Origin of the sequence: Micromonospora sp. NPDC049204 (assembly GCF_040647935.1) — a bacterium.
In the GTDB taxonomy this organism is placed as follows: domain Bacteria; phylum Actinomycetota; class Actinomycetes; order Mycobacteriales; family Micromonosporaceae; genus Micromonospora.
Window position 1 is genome coordinate 108,902 of the sequence record NZ_JBEZDC010000016.1, and the last position, 20,149, is coordinate 129,050.

The 20,149-nt window shown below is 69.2% G+C and carries 22 protein-coding genes; 12 read left to right on the forward strand and 10 right to left on the reverse strand.

The features are described from left to right. The first annotated feature begins 103 nt into the window (after nt 1-103). Nucleotides 104-586: an NADAR family protein gene (locus AB0A90_RS26610; protein WP_357253292.1), complete on the forward strand. Its 483-nt coding sequence runs from the start codon at nt 104-106 to the stop codon at nt 584-586. 58 nt (nt 587-644) lie between these two features. Continuing rightward, a complete protein-coding gene (locus AB0A90_RS26615) occupies nt 645-1,190 on the forward strand; it encodes a GNAT family N-acetyltransferase (RefSeq protein WP_357253293.1) in 546 nt (181 codons plus the stop codon). 234 nt (nt 1,191-1,424) lie between these two features. Here AB0A90_RS26615 and AB0A90_RS26620 read toward each other — a convergent pair whose 3' ends face one another. Next, a complete protein-coding gene (locus tag AB0A90_RS26620) occupies nt 1,425-2,600 on the reverse strand; it encodes an LLM class flavin-dependent oxidoreductase (RefSeq protein WP_357253295.1) in 1,176 nt (391 codons plus the stop codon). A gap of 178 nt (nt 2,601-2,778) precedes the next feature. Here AB0A90_RS26620 and AB0A90_RS26625 point away from each other — a divergent pair, with 178 nt between their 5' ends. The 6 genes from AB0A90_RS26625 to AB0A90_RS26650 are packed head-to-tail and all read left to right on the forward strand — an operon-like array spanning nt 2,779 to nt 8,401. Then, a complete protein-coding gene (locus AB0A90_RS26625) occupies nt 2,779-3,759 on the forward strand; it encodes an aliphatic sulfonate ABC transporter substrate-binding protein (RefSeq protein ID WP_357253297.1) in 981 nt (326 codons plus the stop codon). Then, nucleotides 3,756-4,589 (forward strand): ABC transporter permease, encoded by an 834-nt coding sequence (locus tag AB0A90_RS26630; RefSeq protein WP_357253299.1) that lies wholly within the window; start codon nt 3,756-3,758, stop codon nt 4,587-4,589. The genes AB0A90_RS26625 and AB0A90_RS26630 overlap by 4 nt, the downstream gene beginning before the upstream one ends. Further along, nucleotides 4,562-5,293 carry an ABC transporter ATP-binding protein gene (locus AB0A90_RS26635; RefSeq protein WP_357253301.1) on the forward strand — a complete coding sequence of 244 codons (732 nt, stop codon included), beginning with the start codon at nt 4,562-4,564 and terminating at the stop codon, nt 5,291-5,293. The genes AB0A90_RS26630 and AB0A90_RS26635 overlap by 28 nt, the downstream gene beginning before the upstream one ends. Nucleotides 5,294-5,307: 14 nt before the next feature. After that, nucleotides 5,308-6,714, forward strand: coding sequence for a selenium-binding family protein (locus AB0A90_RS26640; RefSeq protein WP_357253303.1), 1,407 nt, complete (start codon nt 5,308-5,310; stop codon nt 6,712-6,714). Next, nucleotides 6,711-7,340 carry a hypothetical protein gene (locus AB0A90_RS26645; protein WP_357253305.1) on the forward strand — a complete coding sequence of 210 codons (630 nt, stop codon included), beginning with the start codon at nt 6,711-6,713 and terminating at the stop codon, nt 7,338-7,340. The genes AB0A90_RS26640 and AB0A90_RS26645 overlap by 4 nt, the downstream gene beginning before the upstream one ends. Before the next feature lie 44 nt (nt 7,341-7,384). After that, nucleotides 7,385-8,401, forward strand: a complete 1,017-nt coding sequence (locus AB0A90_RS26650; RefSeq protein ID WP_357253307.1) for a methyltransferase — start codon at nt 7,385-7,387, stop codon at nt 8,399-8,401. Nucleotides 8,402-8,490: 89 nt separating this feature from the next. On the opposite strand, the gene AB0A90_RS26655 is transcribed toward AB0A90_RS26650, so the two are convergent. After that, nucleotides 8,491-9,342 (reverse strand): alpha/beta hydrolase, encoded by an 852-nt coding sequence (locus tag AB0A90_RS26655; RefSeq protein WP_357253309.1) that lies wholly within the window; start codon nt 9,340-9,342, stop codon nt 8,491-8,493. Nucleotides 9,343-9,482: 140 nt separating this feature from the next. On the opposite strand from AB0A90_RS26655, the gene AB0A90_RS26660 reads away from it, so the two are divergent. Then, a complete protein-coding gene (locus AB0A90_RS26660) occupies nt 9,483-10,349 on the forward strand; it encodes a metallophosphoesterase (protein ID WP_357253311.1) in 867 nt (288 codons plus the stop codon). A 129-nt stretch (nt 10,350-10,478) separates the two neighbouring features. Here the strand turns inward: AB0A90_RS26660 and AB0A90_RS26665 are convergent, their stop codons facing one another. After that, on the reverse strand, nt 10,479-10,883 hold the full coding sequence (locus AB0A90_RS26665; protein WP_357253312.1) for an SgcJ/EcaC family oxidoreductase: 405 nt from the start codon (nt 10,881-10,883) through the stop codon (nt 10,479-10,481). 224 nt (nt 10,884-11,107) lie between these two features. Next, nucleotides 11,108-11,422, reverse strand: coding sequence for a hypothetical protein (locus AB0A90_RS26670; protein WP_357253313.1), 315 nt, complete (start codon nt 11,420-11,422; stop codon nt 11,108-11,110). Nucleotides 11,423-11,547: 125 nt separating this feature from the next. Between AB0A90_RS26670 and AB0A90_RS26675 the strand changes: the two genes are divergently transcribed. Then, nucleotides 11,548-12,051 (forward strand): hypothetical protein, encoded by a 504-nt coding sequence (locus AB0A90_RS26675; RefSeq protein WP_357253315.1) that lies wholly within the window; start codon nt 11,548-11,550, stop codon nt 12,049-12,051. A 30-nt stretch (nt 12,052-12,081) separates the two neighbouring features. Here the strand turns inward: AB0A90_RS26675 and AB0A90_RS26680 are convergent, their stop codons facing one another. After that, nucleotides 12,082-13,314 (reverse strand): helix-turn-helix transcriptional regulator, encoded by a 1,233-nt coding sequence (locus AB0A90_RS26680; protein ID WP_357253317.1) that lies wholly within the window; start codon nt 13,312-13,314, stop codon nt 12,082-12,084. A gap of 322 nt (nt 13,315-13,636) precedes the next feature. On the opposite strand from AB0A90_RS26680, the gene AB0A90_RS26685 reads away from it, so the two are divergent. Together AB0A90_RS26685 and AB0A90_RS26690 are read left to right on the forward strand one after the other, a co-directional pair. Then, nucleotides 13,637-14,386 (forward strand): helix-turn-helix transcriptional regulator, encoded by a 750-nt coding sequence (locus AB0A90_RS26685; protein WP_357253319.1) that lies wholly within the window; start codon nt 13,637-13,639, stop codon nt 14,384-14,386. Between the two features lie 24 nt (nt 14,387-14,410). Continuing rightward, nucleotides 14,411-14,881 carry an NUDIX domain-containing protein gene (locus AB0A90_RS26690; protein ID WP_357253321.1) on the forward strand — a complete coding sequence of 157 codons (471 nt, stop codon included), beginning with the start codon at nt 14,411-14,413 and terminating at the stop codon, nt 14,879-14,881. On the opposite strand, the gene AB0A90_RS26695 is transcribed toward AB0A90_RS26690, so the two are convergent. The 5 genes from AB0A90_RS26695 to AB0A90_RS26715 all read right to left on the reverse strand — a co-directional run bounded on the left by AB0A90_RS26695 (nt 14,869) and on the right by AB0A90_RS26715 (nt 20,108). Continuing rightward, complete coding sequence (locus AB0A90_RS26695; protein WP_357253323.1) at nt 14,869-15,423, reverse strand: HDIG domain-containing metalloprotein; 555 nt, start codon at nt 15,421-15,423, stop codon at nt 14,869-14,871. The two genes, AB0A90_RS26690 and AB0A90_RS26695, sit on opposite strands and share 13 nt — an antisense overlap. 121 nt (nt 15,424-15,544) lie before the next feature. After that, entirely contained in the window at nt 15,545-16,024 is a 480-nt protein-coding gene (locus tag AB0A90_RS26700; protein ID WP_357253325.1) for a hypothetical protein, read from the reverse strand. Between the two features lie 157 nt (nt 16,025-16,181). Further along, entirely contained in the window at nt 16,182-18,569 is a 2,388-nt protein-coding gene (locus tag AB0A90_RS26705) for a discoidin domain-containing protein (RefSeq protein WP_357253327.1), read from the reverse strand. 160 nt (nt 18,570-18,729) lie between these two features. Next, nucleotides 18,730-19,962 carry a putative sulfate exporter family transporter gene (locus tag AB0A90_RS26710; protein ID WP_357253329.1) on the reverse strand — a complete coding sequence of 411 codons (1,233 nt, stop codon included), beginning with the start codon at nt 19,960-19,962 and terminating at the stop codon, nt 18,730-18,732. Then, nucleotides 19,962-20,108 carry a hypothetical protein gene (locus tag AB0A90_RS26715; protein WP_357253330.1) on the reverse strand — a complete coding sequence of 49 codons (147 nt, stop codon included), beginning with the start codon at nt 20,106-20,108 and terminating at the stop codon, nt 19,962-19,964. Before AB0A90_RS26715 ends, AB0A90_RS26710 begins: the two co-directional genes overlap by 1 nt. Nucleotides 20,109-20,149 lie beyond the last annotated feature (41 nt).

Sequence of the window (20,149 nt, forward strand, 5' to 3'; positions counted from 1 at the left end):
CCGCTGATGCGCTGAAGGGTCGGGCAGGGCGAGGAAAACTGCTTGCGAGGGCTAGGGCATGCCTGACACGGTGCGGTTTTCCGTAACACCCGTGAGGTTTTCCGTGACGATTCACTTCTACGCCGCCGATGAAGTCCCTTATGGATGTTTCTCGAACTTTTCCGATCATGGCTTCGACCTCGACGGGGCGTGGTGGCCAACCTCGGAGCACTACTTCCAGGCGCAGAAATTCAAGGGTAACCGCCACGCGGATCTCATCCGGCGTGCGCGCACGCCGCTGCGGGCGGCGGAGCTGGGCCGTGACTCGTCCAAACCTCTGCGGAGGGACTGGGAGCGGGTCAAGGACGACGTGATGCGCCGTGCGGTGGTAACCAAGTTCCGCGCGCATGCCGATATCCGTGACACTCTGCTGTCCACCGGCGAGGAAAAGATCGTCGAAGACACCACCACCGATCACTACTGGGGTCGGGGCAGAACCGGGAACGGCAAGAACATGCTCGGGCGGATATTGGTGCGCACCCGTAACCAGCTGCACGCCGAACTCACCGCAGCCCTCCACGGCGGCAGCCGCCGCCCGAGGCGGTGATCCGGAAAACGAGAGATTACCCATCGCCTCGTGGGTGCCGAAATGCTACGAAGGGGACGTGCCTAACCTGACAAACTCCCTTGATGCCACCTCCCTCAAGACTCCGCGGCTGCTGTTGCGCCGCTTACGAAGCGATGATCTGGACGGGTTCGCCGCCGTCAACGCGCAGCCCGAGGTGATGCGCTACATCCATGACGGCCGCACCCTGGACCGGGCCGCGACCGCGGAGCGTCTAGCCACCTATCAGCGGCACTGGGACGAGCACGGCTTCGGCCTGTACGCGGTGGAGATCAGAGAGACCGGCGAGCTGGCCGGTTTCACCGGACTGGCGGTGCCGACCTTCCTGCCCGAGATCATGCCGGCCGTGGAGATCGGCTGGCGGCTCGGCCGCGCGTACTGGGGTCGGGGCCTGGCCACCGAGGCGGCCCAGGCCGTTGTCACCCATACTCGTGCCGAGCTCGACCTGCGGCGGCTGGTCAGCATCCACGTCGTCGGCAACGAGGCGTCCGCGCGGGTGATGGTCAAGCTGGGCATGTCGCTGGAGCGCGAGACCGTGCAGCCGGACACCGGCCGCCAGGTCCGGGTCTACGCGGTGGACCTGTAAGCCAGCGCCGATCTTGCAGTTTCGGTCGCCGGTATGAGGAGAACGCCCTCATATGTCGCGATAGAAAGCGCAAGATCGCGGAGGAGCGGCGGCCCGCCCCCGTCGATCATGGAATTATGATGCCTGGTTTTGTGTAATATGGGCACTTTGTCACCCACCACAACTCCATGATCGACGGGACAGTGCGGGGTTGGCGAACAGCCACTGTGAGCGGCTGTGGCGCGGGTCGGGCGGTCAGCGGACCCCGGCGGGCTGCGGCGTCGCCGACCCGGCGAAGGGAACGTCGACGTGGTCCGCCGGCCCCGGCTGGCCGTCGGGGTGTCGCCACAGGCCGCGGTCGCGCAGGATCGGCAGGACGCCCTCACCGAACCAGTACGCCTCCTCCAGGTGCGGATAGCCGGAGAGGATGAACTCGTCGATGCCGAGGGCGTGGTATTCGGCGATCCGGTCGGCGATCTCGGTGTGGCTGCCCACGAGCGCGGTGCCGGCCCCGCCACGGACCAGCCCGACCCCGGCCCACAGGTTGGGCGCGACCTCCAGGCCGTCGCGGGAGCCGCCGTGCAGGTCGAGCATCCGGCGCTGCCCCTCGGACTCGCTGCGGCGCAGCCCGTCCTGCACAGCCCGGATGTCGGCCTCGGCGATGCCGTCGAGCAGCCGGTGGGCCTGCGCCCAGGCCTGCTCGGCGGTGTCCCGGGCGATCACGTGCAACCGGATGCCGAAGCGCACCTCGCGCCCGGCGTCGGCGGCCAGCGCCCGGACCCGCGCCAGTTTGTCGGCGACCAGCGCCGGGGGTTCACCCCAGGTCAGGTAGACGTCGCTGTGCCGCACCGCCACCGGCAGCGCGGCTGCGGACGAGCCACCGAAGTAGACAGGCGGGACCGGGTCGGGCAGGCGGTGCAGCCGCGCCTGCTCGACGCGTACGTGGGTGCCGGCGTGGTCGACCGTCTCGCCGCGCCACAGCGCGCGCACCACGTGCAGGAACTCGTCGGCCCGCGCGTACCGGGCGTCCTTGTCCAGGAAGTCACCGTAGGCCCGCTGTTCCTGCGACTCGCCGCCGGTGACCACGTTGAGCAGCAGCCGGCCCCGGGACAGCCGTTGGAAGGTCGAGGCCATCTGGGCGGCGAGGGTGGGTGAGGTCAGGCCGGGTCGGAAGGCGACCAGGAACTTGAGCCGCTCGGTCACCTCGGTCAGCATCGCCGTGCTCAGCCAGGCGTCCTCACACCAGGCGCCCGTCGGGGTGAGCGCGCCGACGAAACCGAGTTGTTCGGCGGTGCGGGCGATCTGTCCCAGGTACGCCACGCTGGCCGGTCGGGATCCTCCGGCGGCGCCGGTCGGTACGCCGTGTCCGCCACCGACGATGTCCCGGCTGTCGCCGTTGGTGGGCAGGAACCAGTGGAAGGTGAGGGTCATGGCGGCTCTTTCCTCCAACGGGGACGGACGGCGCACGCACTGCGGCGGGCACCTCCTGAGGGGTGGGACGATCGCGCCGACAGCCTACCCATAAAACCTATCGGGTTAGTAGGCTACCGCCCACGCACTCACGCCGGTCGACGCGGCCCGGCATACCTGCCCACCCCAAGGAGCCGCCATGCGTACCCCCTCGGTCCGCCGTCCCCCGCACCACCGTCGCCTGGTCACCGCCGCGCTGACGACCGTGGCCCTGCTCGCCACGGCCGCCCTGAGCGCCTGCGGCGGCTCCGCCGACGCCGGGGAAGGCGGGGGCAAGCTCCGGATCGGGTACCAGCGCTTCGGCGGCCTCAGCCTGGTCAAGGCGCGCGGCGCCGCGCCGGACGTGGAGTGGTCGCTGTTCGAGAGTGGTCCGGCGCTCACCGAGGCCCTCAAGGCTGGGTCCATCGACATCGGACAGGTCGGCGAGGCGCCACCGGTCTTCGCCGCCGCCGGGAAGATCCCGTTCTCCGTCATCGGGACCTCGGCGCCGATCCCGCAGGGCGAGGCCGTGCTCGTCAAGGCCGACCGCGGCTACCGCACCTTCGCTGACCTGAAGGGCAGGACGGTGGCCCTGAACAAGGGGTCAAACGTGCACTGGCTGCTGGTCCAACTCCTCAAGGCGAACAACATGACCTTGAAGGACATCCAGGTCAAGTACCTCAAGCCCGCCGAGGGGCGGCCCGCGTTCGACGGCGGCCAGGTCGACGCCTGGGTGATCTGGGACCCGTACTTCGCGCTGGCCGAGCAACCGGGGGTCCAGGTGCTCGCGGACGCGACAGGTCTGGCCAGCAACCGCGAGTACGTCCTGGCCGCCCCGGACGCGGTCTCGAAGCGGTCGGACGACGTCCGGGCGTTCCTCCAGCGCTACCGCGAGGTGACCGACTGGGGCATCGCCCACCCCGACGAGCGGGCCAGCACCCTCGCGCCGGAGCTGAAGATCCCGCAGGACGTCACCACCCGCGCCCTGGCCCGCAGCGCCCGGCCCCTCGCCCCGGTGACCCCGGCCATCGGCGACGAGCTCCAGGCGATCACCGACAGCTTCATCGCCCTGGAGCTCATTCCGGGGCCGGTCGACCTGCGATCCCGGGTCGACGACCGGTTCAGCGCGGTCTTCCAGTGAGCCGGACCACGCTCGCCGAGCCTCCCACCGAGGTCGTGACCGCCGCGCCCGTCACGCCTCGGCGCCCGAGATCGACTCGGCGCTACCGGCGGCTGATCAGCCCGGTGGTCCTGGTCCTGGGCTGGGAGTTGGCCGCCCGGACCGGGTTGCTGGCACCGGAGAAGCTGCCCGCGCCCAGTGACGTCCTGGCCACCGGCTGGCGGCTGACCCGGGACGGGACGCTTCTCGTGCACCTGCTGGACTCGCTCACCCGCGCCGGGGCGGGGCTGCTGATCGGCGGCGTCCTGGCGCTGGTCCTGGGCACGGTGGCGGGGCTGCTGCGCCTCGGCGACGACCTGGTCGACCCACCTGTGCAGATGGCCCGGATGCTGCCGCACCTGGGCCTGGTCCCGCTGCTGATCATCTGGGTCGGCATCGGTGAGTCGCTCAAGATCAGCCTGGTGGCCCTGGGCGCGTTCTTCCCCATCTACTTCAACACCTACGCCGGCATCCGCGACATCGACGAACGGCTGGTGGAGGCCGCCCGTACCTGTGGGTTGGGGCAGACCGCCCGGCTGCGGCACGTGGTGCTGCCCGGGGCGCTGCCGTCGCTCTTCCTCGGCCTGCGCCTGGCGATCGGGGCGGCCTGGCTCAGCCTGGTCGTCGGTGAACAGGTCAACGCCCAGACGGGAATCGGCTTTCTGATGATGGAGGCGAGGGAGTTCAGCCAGACCGACGTGGTGGTGCTCGGCCTGCTCGTCTACGCCCTGCTCGGGCTGATATCCGACCTTGCGTTGCGGGTCCTGGAGAGGAGGATGTTGACATGGCGTCGCGGACTGCGGGCCACCTGACCGGTACGACGCCGGTGTTGACCGCGCACGCGGTGCACCGGGCGTTCGGGCCGACTGTCGTGTTGGCCGGAGTCGACCTGACCATCGCGCGGGGCGAGGTGGTGGCCCTACTGGGGGGCAGTGGCTCCGGCAAGAGCACCCTCCTGCGGATTCTCGCCGGGCTCGACGGGGAGGCCACCGGCGACATCGTCGTGCACGGCACCGCCGCCGTGGTCTTCCAGGAGCACCGGTTGCTGCCCTGGAAACGGGTGGCGCCCAACGTCGGGCTCGGGCTGTCCGGCGCGGACACCACCGGTCGGATCCAGCGCGCGCTGGCCGAGGTCGGGCTCGCCGAACGGGATCGCGCCTGGCCGGCCGAGCTGTCCGGTGGGCAGGCGCAACGGGTGGCCGTCGCGCGGGCCCTGGTCCGCGAACCGGACCTGCTGCTACTCGACGAGCCGTTCGGCGCCCTGGACGCGCTGACCCGACTGCGGATGCAGGTCCTGCTGCGTCGGCTGCGCGCCGAGCACGGCTTCGCCGCCCTGCTGGTCACCCACGACGTGGAGGAAGCCCTGTTGCTCGCCGACCGGATCCTGCTCCTCGACGAGGGCCGCATCGCCGCGGACCTGCCCGTCGAACTGGCCCCCACCCGTACGCCGGACGATCCTGCCTTCGGCGTGCTGCGCCGGCACCTGCTCGACCGACTCGGCGTTCCCACCACCTGACGAGCGGAGATCCGATGACCCGCTGGACCCCCGATCCCACCTTCTACCCCTCCCCTTCGGAGGCGGCGACCGCGCCGGCGGAGAAGCTCGCCTACGTGGCGGCCTTCGACCGGACGGCCAGCCGTCCGGACGCCATCGTGGTGCTGGACACCGATCCCGACTCCCCCGCCTACGGCACCGTGGTCGGCTGGACGGACCTGCCGCACCTCGGCGACGAGTTGCACCACTTCGGGTGGAACGCGTGCAGCAGCGCGCTCTGCCCGACCGCCCCGCACCCGCACGTGGAGCGGCGCTACCTGATCGTGCCCGGCCTGCGGTCGTCGCGCATCCACGTGCTCGACACGCAGCCCGACCCGCGGCAGCCGCAGGTGGTCAAGGTGATCGAGGCGGAGGAGTTGGCGAAGAAGGCCGGCTACTCGCGCCCGCACACCGTGCACTGTGGCCCGGACGGCATCTACCTCTCCGCCCTCGGCGGCGCGGACGGCGCGGAGGGGCCGGGCGGCATCGCCATCCTCGACCACACCACGTTCGAGGTACGCGGAGCGTGGGAGTCCGACCGGGGTCCACAGTTCCTGGCGTACGACGTGTGGTGGCACCTCACGCAGGACGTGCTGGTCACCAGCGAGTGGGGCACCCCGTCGATGATCGAGGACGGCATCATCGGTGAGTTGCTGCTGGGCCGACGCTACGGCCACGCGATCCACTTCTGGGATCTCGCGAAGCGTCGACACGTGCAGCGCGTCGACCTGGGCGAGGCGTACCAGATGCCGTTGGAGCTGCGCCCGGCGCACGACCCGACGAAGTCGTACGGGTTCGTCGGCGTGGTGATCAGTGTCGAGGACCTGTCCGCCTCGGTCTGGCTGTGGCACTCCGACGGGGACGCCTGGGCGGTCACCAAGGTGATCGACATCCCGGCCGAGCCAGCCGACCCGGCAGATCTGCCCGACCTGCTCAAGCCGTTCGGCGCGGTGCCGCCACTGGTGACCGACATCGACCTGTCGGTCGACGACCGGTTCCTCTACGTCTCCTGCTGGGGCACCGGAGAGCTGCGCCAGTACGACGTCAGCGACCCGCTGCACCCCGTGCAGACCGGCTCGGTGCACCTCGGTGGGATCGTGCGTCGCACCGCACACCCGTCCGCGCCCAACGAGGCCCTCGCGGGTGGGCCGCAGATGGTCGAGGTCAGCCGGGACGGCCGCCGGGTCTACGTCAGCAACTCCCTCTACGGCGCGTGGGACGACCAGTTCTACCCCGACGGGGTGGGTGCCTGGTTGGCGAAGCTCGACGTCGACACCGACGCCGGCGGGCTCACCCCCGACGAGCGGTTCTTCCCGCACGGGGAGGAGTTCCGCGGGCTGCGGGTGCACCAGACCCGGTTGCAGGGCGGGGACGCGTCCTCCGACTCGTACTGCTTCCCGTGACCGTCGCCACCTGGGTGACGCTCGTCGCGCTCGGCGCGTTCCACGGTCTGAACCCGGCGATGGGTTGGCTCTTCGCGGTGGCCCGGGGCCTGCAGGAACGCAGCCGGGCGGCCCTGCTGCGGTCGCTGCCACCGATCGCGGCGGGGCATCTCGCCTCGGTGGCCATCGTCGCGGCGCTGGTCAGCGCGACCCGGTCGGTGACGGCGAGCACCGCCGTGGCGGTGGTCGGTGGTCTGCTGCTCGTCGGGTTCGGGTTGTGGCGGCTGCTCTCCGAACGGCACTTCCGCTGGGCGGGGATGCGGTTGTCCCCCGCCCAGCTCGCCGGCTGGTCGTTCCTCATGTCGTCGGCGCACGGCGCGGGCCTGATGCTGTTGCCGCTGCTGGTGACCGCGCCGGTGTCCGGGAGTCATTCCGGGCACCTGGCCGCCGCGCCGGTGGGCGCGCTGTCCGGGCTCGCGGCGGCGGGGGTGCACACCGTTGCCATGCTCGCCACGGCCCTGGTCGTGGCGGTGCTGGTCTACCAGGTGCTCGGGGTCGGGGTGCTGCGTCGGGCGTGGTTCAACGTGGATCGGCTCTGGGCCGGCGTGCTGGTCGCGGCCGGACTGGTGACCCTCATCCGGGCGTGAAATCGACCGTCGTGGACTTCGACAACCTATGATCTGATGTTTCCGTGACCACTCCCACTCCCCTCATGCGCCTGGTGGCCGGTGTCTGGGGGTTCAAGACCCTCGCGGTCGGCGTCGAACTCGGCCTGTTCACCAGGTTGGCCGGCGGTCGGACGATGACTGTCGACGAGGTCGCCGCCGAGTTCGGGCTGCCCGACCGGCCCGCGGACCTGTTCCTGGCCGCCACCGCCTCGCTCGGCCTGTTGGAGAAGGCCGGCGACGGCTACCGCAACACCGAGTTGGCCGAGCAGTTCCTGGTCGAAGGCCGCCCGTACTACTTCGGCGCGCAGGTGCGCTACTCGGACCTGCGCACCTACCTGCCCTGGCACCGCATCGGCGAGGCCCTGCGCACGGATCGGCCGTTGACCTGGGACCCGGAGTCCCAGCAGTCGATGTTCGACACCGAGGACCCGGCGATGCTGGCGCAGTTCTGGGACGCGATGTTCTCCACGTCCAGCTTCACCGCCAGCGCGTTGGCCGACGCGTACGACTTCTCCGCGCATCGCCGGTTGCTCGACGTGGGCGGCGGGGCGGGGGCGTTCCCGATCGAGTTCTGCCGCCGCCTGCCCGACCTGCGGGCCACGGTGCTGGACCTGCCGCACGTCTGTGTACGGGCGCGGGAGCGGATCGCGGAGGCCGGTCTGACCGGGCGGATCGACGCGGTCGCCGGGGACTTCCTCGTCGACCCGGCGCTGCCGGGCGGGCACGACGTCATCCTGCTCAGCATGATCCTGCACGACTGGGACGAGCCCACCAACCGGGCGCTGCTGGCCCGCTGCCACGCGGCGCTGCCGCCCGGTGGGGCGATCGTCGTGTGTGAGCTGCTGCTCAACGACGAGCGCACCGGTCCGCCGGAGGCGGCGCTGATGGGCATGAACATGCTTGTCGAGACCGAGGGCGGCCGGAACTACTCGGGCGCGGAGTACATGGCCTGGCTCGCCGACGCCGGTTTCGTCGACGTGCGTACCGTGCCGTTCGACGCCCCCGGTGCCAACGGCGCGGTGGTGGCCCGCCGACCCTGACCGACGGCGGCACCCGGCCCCGGTGCGAACCGTGGGCCGGGTGCCGCGGCGCCGCAAGGCGCGGGCGTCCGATCGGCTACCGGTACGGGTCAGGCGCGAGCCTTGGCCGGCTGCTTCATAAAGTCCATGATCGCCTTGTTGACCTCGTCGGCGTGGGTCCACGGAATGCCGTGCGGCGCGCCCTTCATCGTGATCAGGTTGGCGGTCGGCATCATCGGCCCGAGCCGCTGACCGGTCACCGGGTAGGGCAGCACGTTGTCCTTGTCACCCTGCATGATCAAGATCGGCACGTCGATCTTCGGCAGGTCCTGACGGAAGTCCTCCTGCCAGGCGGTCACGCTGTCGTGGGTGGCCCTGGCCGAGGCCATCGCGCCGATCTGCCAGTGCCCCCGGTACGCGTCCTCGCTGACCAGCTTGCCCTTGTTCTCGCTGTAGTTGAAGAACGCGTCGCAGAACTGGGTCAGGTAGGCGTAGCGGTCCTTGATGATGGCCTGCTGGAATCCCTGGAAGAGGCTCGTGTCGACACCCTCCGGGTTGTCCTTCGCCTTGGCCAGCATCGGTTGCAGCGGGCTGAGCAGCACACCGCGACTCACTCGCTGGGAGCCGTAGTTGGCCAGGTAGCGGACGACCTCGCCGGTGCCCATCGAGTGACCGACCAGGGTCGCGTCCTTCAGGTCCAACTCGGTCATCAACACGTCCAGGTCGGCCGCGAACGTGTTGTAGTCGTAGCCGAAGGTCGGCTGGGCCGAGTTGCCGTAGCCGCGCCGATCGTAGGTGATCGTCCGGTATCCGGCGTTCAGTAGCGCGTTTGTCGCCTTCTCGAAGGTTGCCCCGTTGAACGGGAAACCCGCGATCAGCACGACCGGCTTACCGGAACCGTGATCCTCGTAGTACAGGTCGATGGGCGCGGAGTTTTCCGTACCCACGGTGATGAAAGGCATGTTTGTCTCCTGCTCCGGTCTCGGGCTGTCGGACGTCGCGGCTTTCCCGCCGAGTCGGCGGATATGCCGGCGACGGGACTCGCCCAGGAACGCCGGACAGGGCCTGTTCGGATCGGGCCGCGACGCCTAGCCTCGAAGGGGTGAGCCCATCTCCGCGGCTGCGGGCCGTCAGCGACCTGCACATCGCCCACCCGGAGAACCGCTCGTTCGTCCAGGAGCTACACCCGGACCACGACGGCGACTGGTTGCTCGTCGCCGGCGACGTGGCCGAACGGTACGAGGACATCGAGTGGGCACTGGCGCTGCTGAGCACCCGGTTCGCGACTGTCGTCTGGGCGCCGGGCAACCACGAGTTGTGGACGCCACCCAAAGACCCGGTGCAGCTGCGCGGCGTGGCGCGCTACGAGGCACTGGTCCGCATGTGCCGTGGGCTGGGCGTTGTCACCCCGGAGGATCCGTACCCGGTCTGGGACGGCGTGGGCGGCCCGGCCACGATCGCCCCCCTCTTCGTGCTCTACGACTACACGTTCCGGGTGCCCGGGGCGAGCACCAAGCAGGAGTCACTGGGCCTGGCGTACCGGGCCGGGGTGGTGTGCAGGGACGAGGCGCTGCTGCACCCCGACCCGTACCCGAGCCGGGAGGCGTGGTGCGACGCCCGGATCACCGAGACCGAACGCCGGTTGGCCGCACTCGACCCGACCCTGCCGACCGTGCTCGTCAACCACTACCCGCTGGTGCGCGAGCCGACCGACATCCTGTGGTACCCGGAGTTCGCCCAGTGGTGCGGCACCGTCCGCACCCGCGACTGGCACCTGCGCTTCGGTGCGGCCACGATGGTCTACGGGCACCTGCACATCCCCCGCACCACGTTTTATGACGGGGTGCGGTTCGAGGAGGTCTCGCTGGGCTACCCGCGCGAGTGGCGGCGACGCGGCCCGGTGCCCGACCCGGTGCGCACCATCGACCCCGCGGAGGACTTCCGCCAGCGCGCCTCGGTCAACGGTTAAGACCGCCACCGTCGCCCAGCCGAGCCCCGCCCCGCCCCGCCCCGCCCCGTCGATCATGAGGTTGACGGACGATTTGATCTACACAAGGCCCGCCAACTCCATGATCACCGGGGCAGTGGGGCGGGGCGGTCAGTGACCGGCCAGCGGTGTGTTCTGGTACGCGGCAAACAGCCAGCGGCCCTCGAATCGCTGGGCCACCAGCGAGTACACGGTGCGCTTGTTGCCGTCGCTGGAACGGTTGTCCAGGTATTCGATGTGCCCGTGCGCGATCAGCAACGCCACCTCGCTGGTGATGAAGCGGATGCTCTCGATCCGACCGACCAAACGGCTGTTGCGTGCCCACGCCGAGAAGATGATGTCGTGGCCGTCGACGATCTCCTGCCAGCCGTGCTCGATCATCCCGTTCGCGATGATGTAGTCGGCGTCGGGGGTGAAGCATTCGGCGTAGGCGGATGAATCGCCCCAACTGTCGAGCATGTGCTGGTAGTGAGCGCGGATCGCGGCCTCGTCGGCGTAGCTGACGGCGGCGGTCATGGGGAGCCCCTCGGCTCGTAGGGCCAGGCAGGCCCACTACGAAGAGGCTTCGCAGGGGCCGTGGCACGAATGTGCGCCTGGCGGAAATCCTGCGAGGCGAGTCTGAGACTCGCTGGAGGATCGAAGACTCGATCCCTTCGGAGCCGAAAGCTCCTAAACATTGGTTCCCACGCCAACCCTACCAGGACCAACGGAGATGCTGTCGCCAGCCAACTCGGGCGCAGTCAGGGGTGTATCGGTCCGCCTCTCGGCGATTGGCCAACTGGGATATCTGCCTCGACCAGGATTCGGCGGTAGATCGGCCCCCAGCCGGTCGGAACGGTCACCGCGTCCCACACGCCCTCCGGAGGGACGAGACGGAACTGCCAGTGCTTGCCGTCATCGCTGACCAGGATCACCTGACCAGCGACCACGCAGACCCCGGTCGATCCGTGTGGAGTGCCCGCGGGAGGGTTCGACGGCGGATACCAGGAGGACTGCCAGTGGTCGGCAGCGGTGATGATGTCGACGGCTTCCCCGTCCGTCGCGATGTGCACCACGCGATGCTGCCCGTTGCCCAACCGGCCCGTCCATCTGGTTACGTGGGTGCCCGCCAGCGAGGCAGCCGCCTCAAACTGGTCCGCCTCACGTCCTGTCCGGACGTCGGGGTGGCACGATGCGTGCTGTGGGTTGGTTCTTGGTGGTGACGCCCCTGCATCAGGCAGCCGAGAATGGTGGACTCGAGTGGGCGGCCGGCGCCGAGTCTTCCTTTGGTCTGCCCGAGGAGCCACCACCAGTCCGTCAGCTGCCGACAGTGGAACAGGTCCTGTCGGCGTTTCGGGAGGCTGGCTGTCACGGCACTCCGTGGTTCCAGGTCACGGGGCATGAACCGGTCGTCGACCTCCCCGGCTGCCCGAACCCCGCCAGGTGCGCGTCAACGGGTGGCCTGGACCTGGGAGAGGTCACGCTGGGCGTCGATGGTGCCACCCGCGACGAGCCGGTGGCGTTGAACCAGGCTGTGACCGACATCGGATTCCGCAAGCCATCGGGCCTCGCCGTTCTGAGCGCGTCGGTGGCGCTGGCATCGCGGGCCGGGCCGTTGCTGTTGTTCGACGACAGCGGCACCTGCGCGTTCGTGGTGTCGCCGGGCGACGACCCGACCAACCTCGCCAAGCACTGGCCGTGGTAGCCATACCGCCCTGCTTTCCGGTGCGGCCGGTCAGCGGGTAAGGCCGACCACCGCCGCCAGTCGCGCGACGCCGGCCGGTGTCGGCTGCGCGCGGGCAATCTCGGCGATCACGGTACGCACCAACGGCCGGCACCGGACCTCGGCCGGCGCGACGTGGTCCGCGTCGACGAGGGCGCGGGCGGCCCCGCGCAGGTCACCCAGCCTGAGGTACGTCCGCGCGACGTCGAGCAGGTACGCGTCCCGATACTCGGCCGGCAAACGCCGCCACCCCTCCCGCCGCACCACTGTCGAGTGCCGACGCACTGCCTCGGCGGCATCGTCTCGTTGCGCCGCCAGCAGCACCCGGGCCAACTCGACGGCAACCGGCCCGAAGCTGGTGCGGTGCGGATCGTCGTACCCCCGAAGGTTTGCGGCGATGCCAGCGGCCCGGTCGATCAGCTCGCCAGCACGGCGGTGCTCACCACACCCGGCAGCGGCCAGGGCGGCCTGCACCAGCAACGTCCCACCCACAGCCTGGTCCCGGCGATCGGTCTGACCCCGGTGATCAAGAGGTTTGCGGGAAATTTGATCTACAAAAGTCCCGCTAACCTCTTGATCACCGGAGTGGGTTGAGGGTGGAAGGGCAAGGTTGGCGGCCGGGAGCAGCGCGGCCAAAGCCAGGTGGTCGCGGTTTTGCGCCCGGAGCGCCTGGGCGATCGACACGACCGCTGCCGCCGACAACAGCGGATCGTCACCGGCAGCGGCCATCGCCCGATCGGCGGCCAGCCACCCGAGGTCGGCCTCATCCAGCTTGACCAGCAACGACGAGGCGATCCGGTACGCCTGCACCAGCAACTCCGGTGACCGCGCGCCCTGGACGACGTCCAGCAGCCCCGGCATCGCCCGCACCAACTGGGCGTAGTCCGCGTGCTGGTAGGTCAACCAGGCGTACCCGACCTGCCTTCTTGCCTCATCCGTCGTGTGCTCTGGTGCCTGCGGGGTGTCGTAGCGGGCAAGAGCGGCCCGGATGCCGTCGACCCCATCGACAGTGCCGACCGGTGTGCGCGGCGGCCGCTGGCTGAGCAGCACCTCGGGGTTGACCCGCAGCACCTCGGCCAACTCCTGGATCACCGAGTACCGGTCCAGGGCGCGCACACCCCGCTCGACCTTGTCGACCCAGCTCTTCGACCGACAGAGCCGGTCCGCGAGCTGCTGCTGCGTCATCGCGCGCCGCACCCGCCACCGCGCGACCCGACGGCCGATCGGCAGGTCATCGCTGACCACGCCGCCACCGCCGATCCGGGACCGCGCGAGTCGTGTCCTCCACCGGTACGCGGTCTGCCTCCGCCTGCGCGAGGAGGCGCTGCTTGGCGGCCTCCCGCTCGGCCGCCTCAGCCTGCTCGCTCTTGCTCGCCGCCTCGTCGCCCTACATTCCCACCTCCGTCAACCGGCGCACGATTGTCCTGTCTGGACGACAGGTCCTGCAGAACCAGGCTCTGCGAATTGGTAGTGACAACTTCACCGCGAGTTACGGACGAGTGGGGACGTCCTTGCTAGGTTGAGTCGTCCCAATGTCGTCCTCGGACCCCGGTGAGCAGGAGGTGTGATGCCGAACGACCGTCTTCGCCACGGGATGCTCAAGAAAGGCCTGACGGCGTCGACGCTGGCCGACAAGCTCGGTGTCGACCCGAAGACTGTCGAGCGGTGGGTGACGCAGACCCGCAACCCGTACCCGCGCTATCGCCACTCCATCGCGGAGCTGCTCAACGAGAGTGAGGCGTACCTCTGGCCGGACGCACTTCCGACGCAGCGGGCCGTGCAGATCAGCCAGTCGGAACTAGTCCACATCTACCCGCGTCGCGGTGCCGTCCCCACCGACCTCTGGCAGCGACTCCTGGAGCAGGCCACCCGACAAGTCGGCGTCCTGGTCTACGGAGGCCTGTTCCTGCCGGAGTTCAACCACCGCTGGATCCCGACGCTTCGGGAGAAGGCGTTGGCCGGGGCGCAGGTGGAGTTGCTGTTCGGCGACCCGGAGGGCGAGCACATCGCCGAGCGTGGAGATGCCGAGGGCCTCGGCCCAGCCATGTCCAACAAGATCCTGAACGCGTTGGCCTTCTACAAAGATCTTCGGGACCTGGACAACGTTGGGATCTACTACCACGACACGATCCTCTACAACTCCATCTACCGCTTCGACGACGAGATGCTGATCAACACTCACCTGTACGGCACCCCGGCTGCATACGCGCCGGTGCTGCACCTGCGCCGCCTTGGCGGCGGGGATCTGTTTGACAGCTACGTCGCCAGCTTCAACCGCGTCCTCGGCAAGAAGCGGGCCGTCTGGCCCGAGCACTGATCCGTCCAGTGGAAGGTTGACGGCATGGCCCGGATCGAGCACTTCAACAACCCAAGCGCCCCGAAGCCGAACAGCATCGTCGTAGCTGTGACCGTCTTCGTCCAGGATGACCAGGGGCGCGTGCTCCTCATCCAACGCACCGACAACGATCTGTGGGCACTCCCCGGCGGCGCACAGGACTTCGGCGAGTACATCACCGAGACGGCCGTACGGGAGACGCGTGAGGAGACAGGCGTCGAGATCGAGGTAGCCGGGCTGGTAGGGGTCTACAGCAATCCGAACCATGTGGTGCAGTACAGCGACGGCGAGGTCCGGCAGCAGTTCTCGATCTGCTTCCGAGGCCGCTACCTGTCGGGCGACCCGACGACCAGCAATGAGTCATCGTCAGTGCGTTGGGTGGCGCAAGACCATCTGGACCACCTTTCGATCCATCCCTCCATGCGGCTTCGGGTCGACCATGGATTTCAGTGGAGTCCCGAGCCCTACCTCTGCTGAGCTGACATGCGTAGTTTGGTCCTGCGTATCGCGTCTTGAAGCGTCGGCTCCGCTTTGTGCCAGAACCGAGTCACCACGTCGTCCGGGCCGTAGCGCTCTCGGATCTCCTCCAACCTCTCATCGACGGTCAAGTCCTGACCGTCTGGACCGGTCGTCATGTCCGCGTACCAGAGTGCGTCCGAGGTGGCCGTCTCCTCACGGGGAAACTCGCTGGCCAAAGCCTGACCCAGACCGCGCTCGTCTGCTTCGTACGCGGCGCAGGAGTGATGGGCAACCAGAGCAGCGACTCGAGCATCGAAGCCTCGACGCCGAAGCCAGCGCGCGCCGTCCAGCGAGTGCAAGCCCGTATCGGCGACAGCTAGGGAGTATCCGATGTCGTGGAGCCAGGCAGCCGCGACCAGCAGGTCTGCATCGTCTCCGACCAGGTACGCAAGCTGCTCCGCCTTGGCCGCCACGGCCTGTACGTGCAGCCACCGACGGGGTAGGTAGCTCCGCAGGTGACGCTGCGAGACTGCCGCAGCTAGCTCTGAGTAGGTACCCACACGGGAATTCTATGAGGCTCCACTTGGGTTGGGCCGCCCCTATCCACCTCGGCCCGTCCGCTAGCCCTAGCCGTTCCACGGTCTGCGCCCACATCCGCAGGTTCGTAATGATCGGGGACTGCTACAGCAGGTTCCTGAGGAGGCCCAGGTGCTTCCGCATCAGGCGGATACATGCCAGCCGCTCCGCCCTGTCATCAAAGGTGTACAAGTACCCGGCCTCGATGTCGATATCAGCGGCCGGGGCCGGCCTGGACAATGCATCCTTCCTGAATTCACTGTTCCTTTCGCGCACCTTGTCGACCAGATTGTCATAAGCGGCGCCAATCTCTGCGGACTCTAGCGTGAGCCAGCGGCGATAGAAAGACAGTGATTTCTGCGTCTCACCGAGCATCTCTGCGAGCTTGGTCCGAGTCTCGGGCGTACCGTCATGCAATCGCAAGAAAGTGTAGGGCAACTGCCTGTAGTGCTCGACCATTTCTAGCGCTTCCGCGTATCGCTGAGCTCTTTCCCCGCGCCTTGTTGCAGCGCTGTTGAGGAGATAGCCCACCAACGCCGTGGCCGCTGCGATTATGCCAACAACAATCGTCGGATCAAGCGTCATGAGCATCATTGAAGCAGGACCGAGCAATACAGCGTGCTCGGTACACGCAGCTCAGCGAGGAGGGTCGCGGCAGTCGCGGCCGAAGGCAATGGCGCTGCGCCCACTCGCCTGGTGGGTGTCGGCCGCCGGTCGGCGTCCGGCGGCCGCCCACCTCGGCTCAGCTCGCGTACACCTCCAGGCCCGACAACTGCCCGGCCGGCCAGCCGGTGTTCCCGGTGACGGTGACCCGGACGTAACGCGTCTGCGCGGCACTGAACGTGATCGTCACCTGGTTGCCGGACGCCGGGTCGAACGTGCGCCCCGCCGCACCCGACAGCGTGCCGAAACTGCCCCCGTCCGTGCTGCCCTGCACCGCGATGGTCTGCGTCCGGCTGCCCCAGGCCGACGACGGCGGCAGCTTCAACACCACCCGCCCGACCGCGCGCGCGGAACCCAGGTCGACCTGCACCCACTGCGGGAACGCGTTGTTCGCGCTCTCCCAGTAGCTGTTCGCGTCGCCGTCGACCACGTTCCCCGACGCGTAGCTCTGGACGTGACTGCTCTCCGAGGTGGACCGCCCCCGAGCGAGGTCCGCGTTGGCCGCAGCGTCCGTGGTGACCGTGACCGAGTTCGAGGCCGCCGAGGTGTTGCCGGCCGCGTCGCGCGCGGTGACCGTGAAGGTGTACGCGGTGGACGCGCTCAGCCCGCTCACGATAGCCGTGGTGCCCGTGACGGTGGCGACCACGTTGCCACCCTGACGCACCTGGTAACCGGTCACCCCGGTGTCGTCGGTGGAGGCCGTCCACGCCAGGGACACGCTGCTCGACGTCTTGCCGGTCACGGTGAGGCCGCTCGGCGTGCTCGGCGGGTTGTCGGTGGTGCCGCCTGAGGCGTACACCTCGACCTGGGCGAGTTGGGCGGCCGGCCAGCCGGTGTTGCCGCTGATGCTGAGGCGGACGTAGCGGGTCGTGGTGGTCGTCAGCGTGCGGGTGACGGTGTTGCCGGTGGCCGGGTCGAAGGCGAACGCGGAGGCCCCGGCGATGGTGCTGAACGATCCGCCGTCGACGCTGCCCTGCACGGTGATGGTCTGGGTACGCGAGCCCCAGCCGGCGGGCAGTCGTACCACGAGTTTGTTGACCTGGTGGCTGGCGCCGAGGTCGACCTGCCACCAGTGCGGGAAGGCGCCGCCGCCGCTCTCCCAGTAGCTGCCGGCGTTGGTGTCCACCGCGTTGCCGGACGGGAAGCCGCCGCCCTGGCTGCTCGCCGAGGTGGACCGGCCGGCGGCCAGGTTCCCGCCGGTCGGGGGTGGGGTGCCGGTCGTCGGTGGGGTGGGGCGGACCGCGGTGAGCGCGAGTTGGCCCTTGAGCATCCGGCCGCCGTCGGCGGTGATCCGCAGGTAGTAGTCGGAGGAGCAGGCCACGCCGTCCTCGTCCAGGGCGCGGATGTTCGCGCCGGCCGGGGTGGTGGCCTGGGTCTCGGAGGTCTTGGCGATCTGGTTGCCCTCGTTGTACTCGTCGAACATGGACACGTAGAGGCCCTGGGAGCCGAGCCGGACCATGTTGTAGATGTGCCGCCAGTAGAAGTCGCCGTGTCGCCGGTGGCCACCGGCGAGGTCACCGGGCATCACGCAGGGCAGGTAGTCGATGCCACGGGCCGCACAGTCGGCCATGTCACCGATGTTGACGTTGTTGTAGTACGAGTCGAGCCCTTCCAGGGTGTCGGTCCGGTAGACCATCCAGGGCGAGATCGCGTTGAACGCGTGGTAGACGTCGAGAAAACCGGGGCGGGAGTCCTCTCGGCCCAGCCGCCACCAGGTGGGCACACCACCGATGACGTAACAGCCCTGCGCCTTGAACCAGTTGATGACCTCCAGGCAGGGGCCGGGGGTGAAGGGGCGACTCGATTCGCTGAAGCCGAAGCCCCAGATGCAGACGACCGGCTTGCCGTTCTGCCGGGCGTACGCGCTGGACGCGGTGTGCGTGGACATCTTCGTCGTCCAGTCGGTCTTGATGTCCGCCTGCATGGTCAGCCAGTCGGTGACGTCGTACATGATGTAGAACTTGCGGTTGTGGCGCTCGGCCGCCGAGCGGACCTTCAGCGTCATCGCGTCGCGGGTCGGCCCCTCGTCGCCCGTCGGGTTGAAGCGTTGCAGGGCTGCGGTGTCGCAGCCGTACTCCTGCATCCACCGGAAGTGGGTGTCCACCGTCTGCTGGTCGTAGGAGGAGAAGAGGGTCGCCGGCGATCCGTTGCCGAGGTTGGGGTACGCGGTGGGGTAGCTGCGCGTGTACTCGCGCATGTCAGGCCAGGACACGATCGTGGTGTTCGCGGGCGAGGGCGGCTGGAACCGGTCGCGGCTCCAGTGCCACCAGCCGCCGATCGGCGCGGAGTCGCCAGGGGCACTGAACCAGCCCTGGTAGCCGACCGTCACCTTGCCGACCACGTCCCCGGGGGGACTGGCGGCGGAGGCGGGGCTGGCCAGGGTGGTGAGCAGCTCGGTGGTGGAGGCGGCGGCGAGGGCGGAACCGCCCAGCACCGACGTGACGAACCTGCGGCGGGAGACCGCCATGGGGACCACTCCTTCGGGACGGAAGGCATTGACGGCCATCGTGGCAGGAGTGGTTGCCGTATCGCAAGAGTTCGACTGATCGATGAAATTATTCGCGTGCGGAGCGGAAGTAGTGAGCGCCCCGCCCCCGAACGGGCCGGGGGCGGGGCGCTCACCCCGTTCAGGCCGAGAAGTTGCGGAACAGCAGGGACGCCAGGCCGAGCGCCAACGCGAGGTTGAACACGGTGGCACTGGCGAACACCGCCACCGGCCGCCACCCGGCCTCCCGCAGCGACGCGACCCGGACCTCCAGGCCGATGCTGACGAAGGCCAGGATCAGGAACCAGACGCGCAGGTCGTTGACGATGGCGATGGTGGCCTTGCCGTCCGCGCCGGCCCCGTCGAGATACCAGGTGGCGATGACCGAGGCGGCGATGAAGCCCAGGACGAACTTCGGAAACCGGGTCCACAGCTCGCGCAGGCCGGGCCGTTCCGCGCCGGGCCGCCGCTCCACCCGCAGGGTGAAGTACGCGGTGAGCGCGACCGCGACCACACCCATCAGCGCGTTCTGGGTGACCTTGACGATGCTGGCGATCTGGAGGGCCTCCTCACCGGCGATCGCTCCGGCGGCGGTGACCGCGGCGGTGGTGTCGATGTTGCCGCCGATCCAGGCGCCGGCCACCGCGTCGGACAGCCCGAACACGTCGGCCAGCCAGGGCAGGATGAAGATCGACGGCAGCGCGAAGATGATGACCAGGCTCGCCGTGTAGGCCAACTGTTCCCGGCGCGCCCGGACCGCGCCGGCCGCGGCGATCGCCGCGCTGACCCCGCAGATCGACACCGCCGACGCGAGCAAGGCGCGCAGCTTGTCCTCGAGGCCGAACTTGCCGGCCAGCCACCAGGTGAAGAAGAAGACCCCGCTGATCAACAGGATCGCCTGGGCGATCGCCGGGCCGGCGGCACTGGCGATGACGGCCAGGTTGATCGAGGCCCCGAGCAGCACGAGGCCGGTCTTGATGAAGAACTCGGTCCGGAACGCGGCCGCTATCCGGTCCCGCCACCCGAGCAGCGTGACGGCGACGTTGCCCAGCAGGCCCAGCAGGATGGCGTAGACCGGGTACTCGATCGCCGCCCCGATGTCCTCGACGGCGGTGCCCTCGGCCCACCCGGGAACGTTCTGCTCCAGGTAGCGGGTGAGCGCGGCGAGGCCGAGCACGATCACCAGGCCGAGTGCCGTCCACGCCCAGAACCGACCGTCGCGCGCCGTGTGGGTGGGGCCGGCCGGGTCCACGGTGGTGGGTGGGCCGCTGGCCGGGGCCGGCCCGACGGCGTCGACGGTGCCCGTCGCGTCGCCCGCCCGGGTCGCGTCGCCCGCCCGGGTCGCGTCGCCCGCCCGGGTCGCGTCCGTGGTCATCAGGGCACCAGCCCGGCGGGGATGGCGCCGATCAGGACCAGGGCGAGCAGCGCCAGGCCGAGGACGGTCGCCACCCAGTCCTCGTTGAACGCGAGCCGGGACTCGCCGGCGGTCGGTCGGGTGGACGGTGACTGGTCGGATGTCATGGCGTACCTCCATGGGGGTGAACCGATCCCGTGGTGGCGGG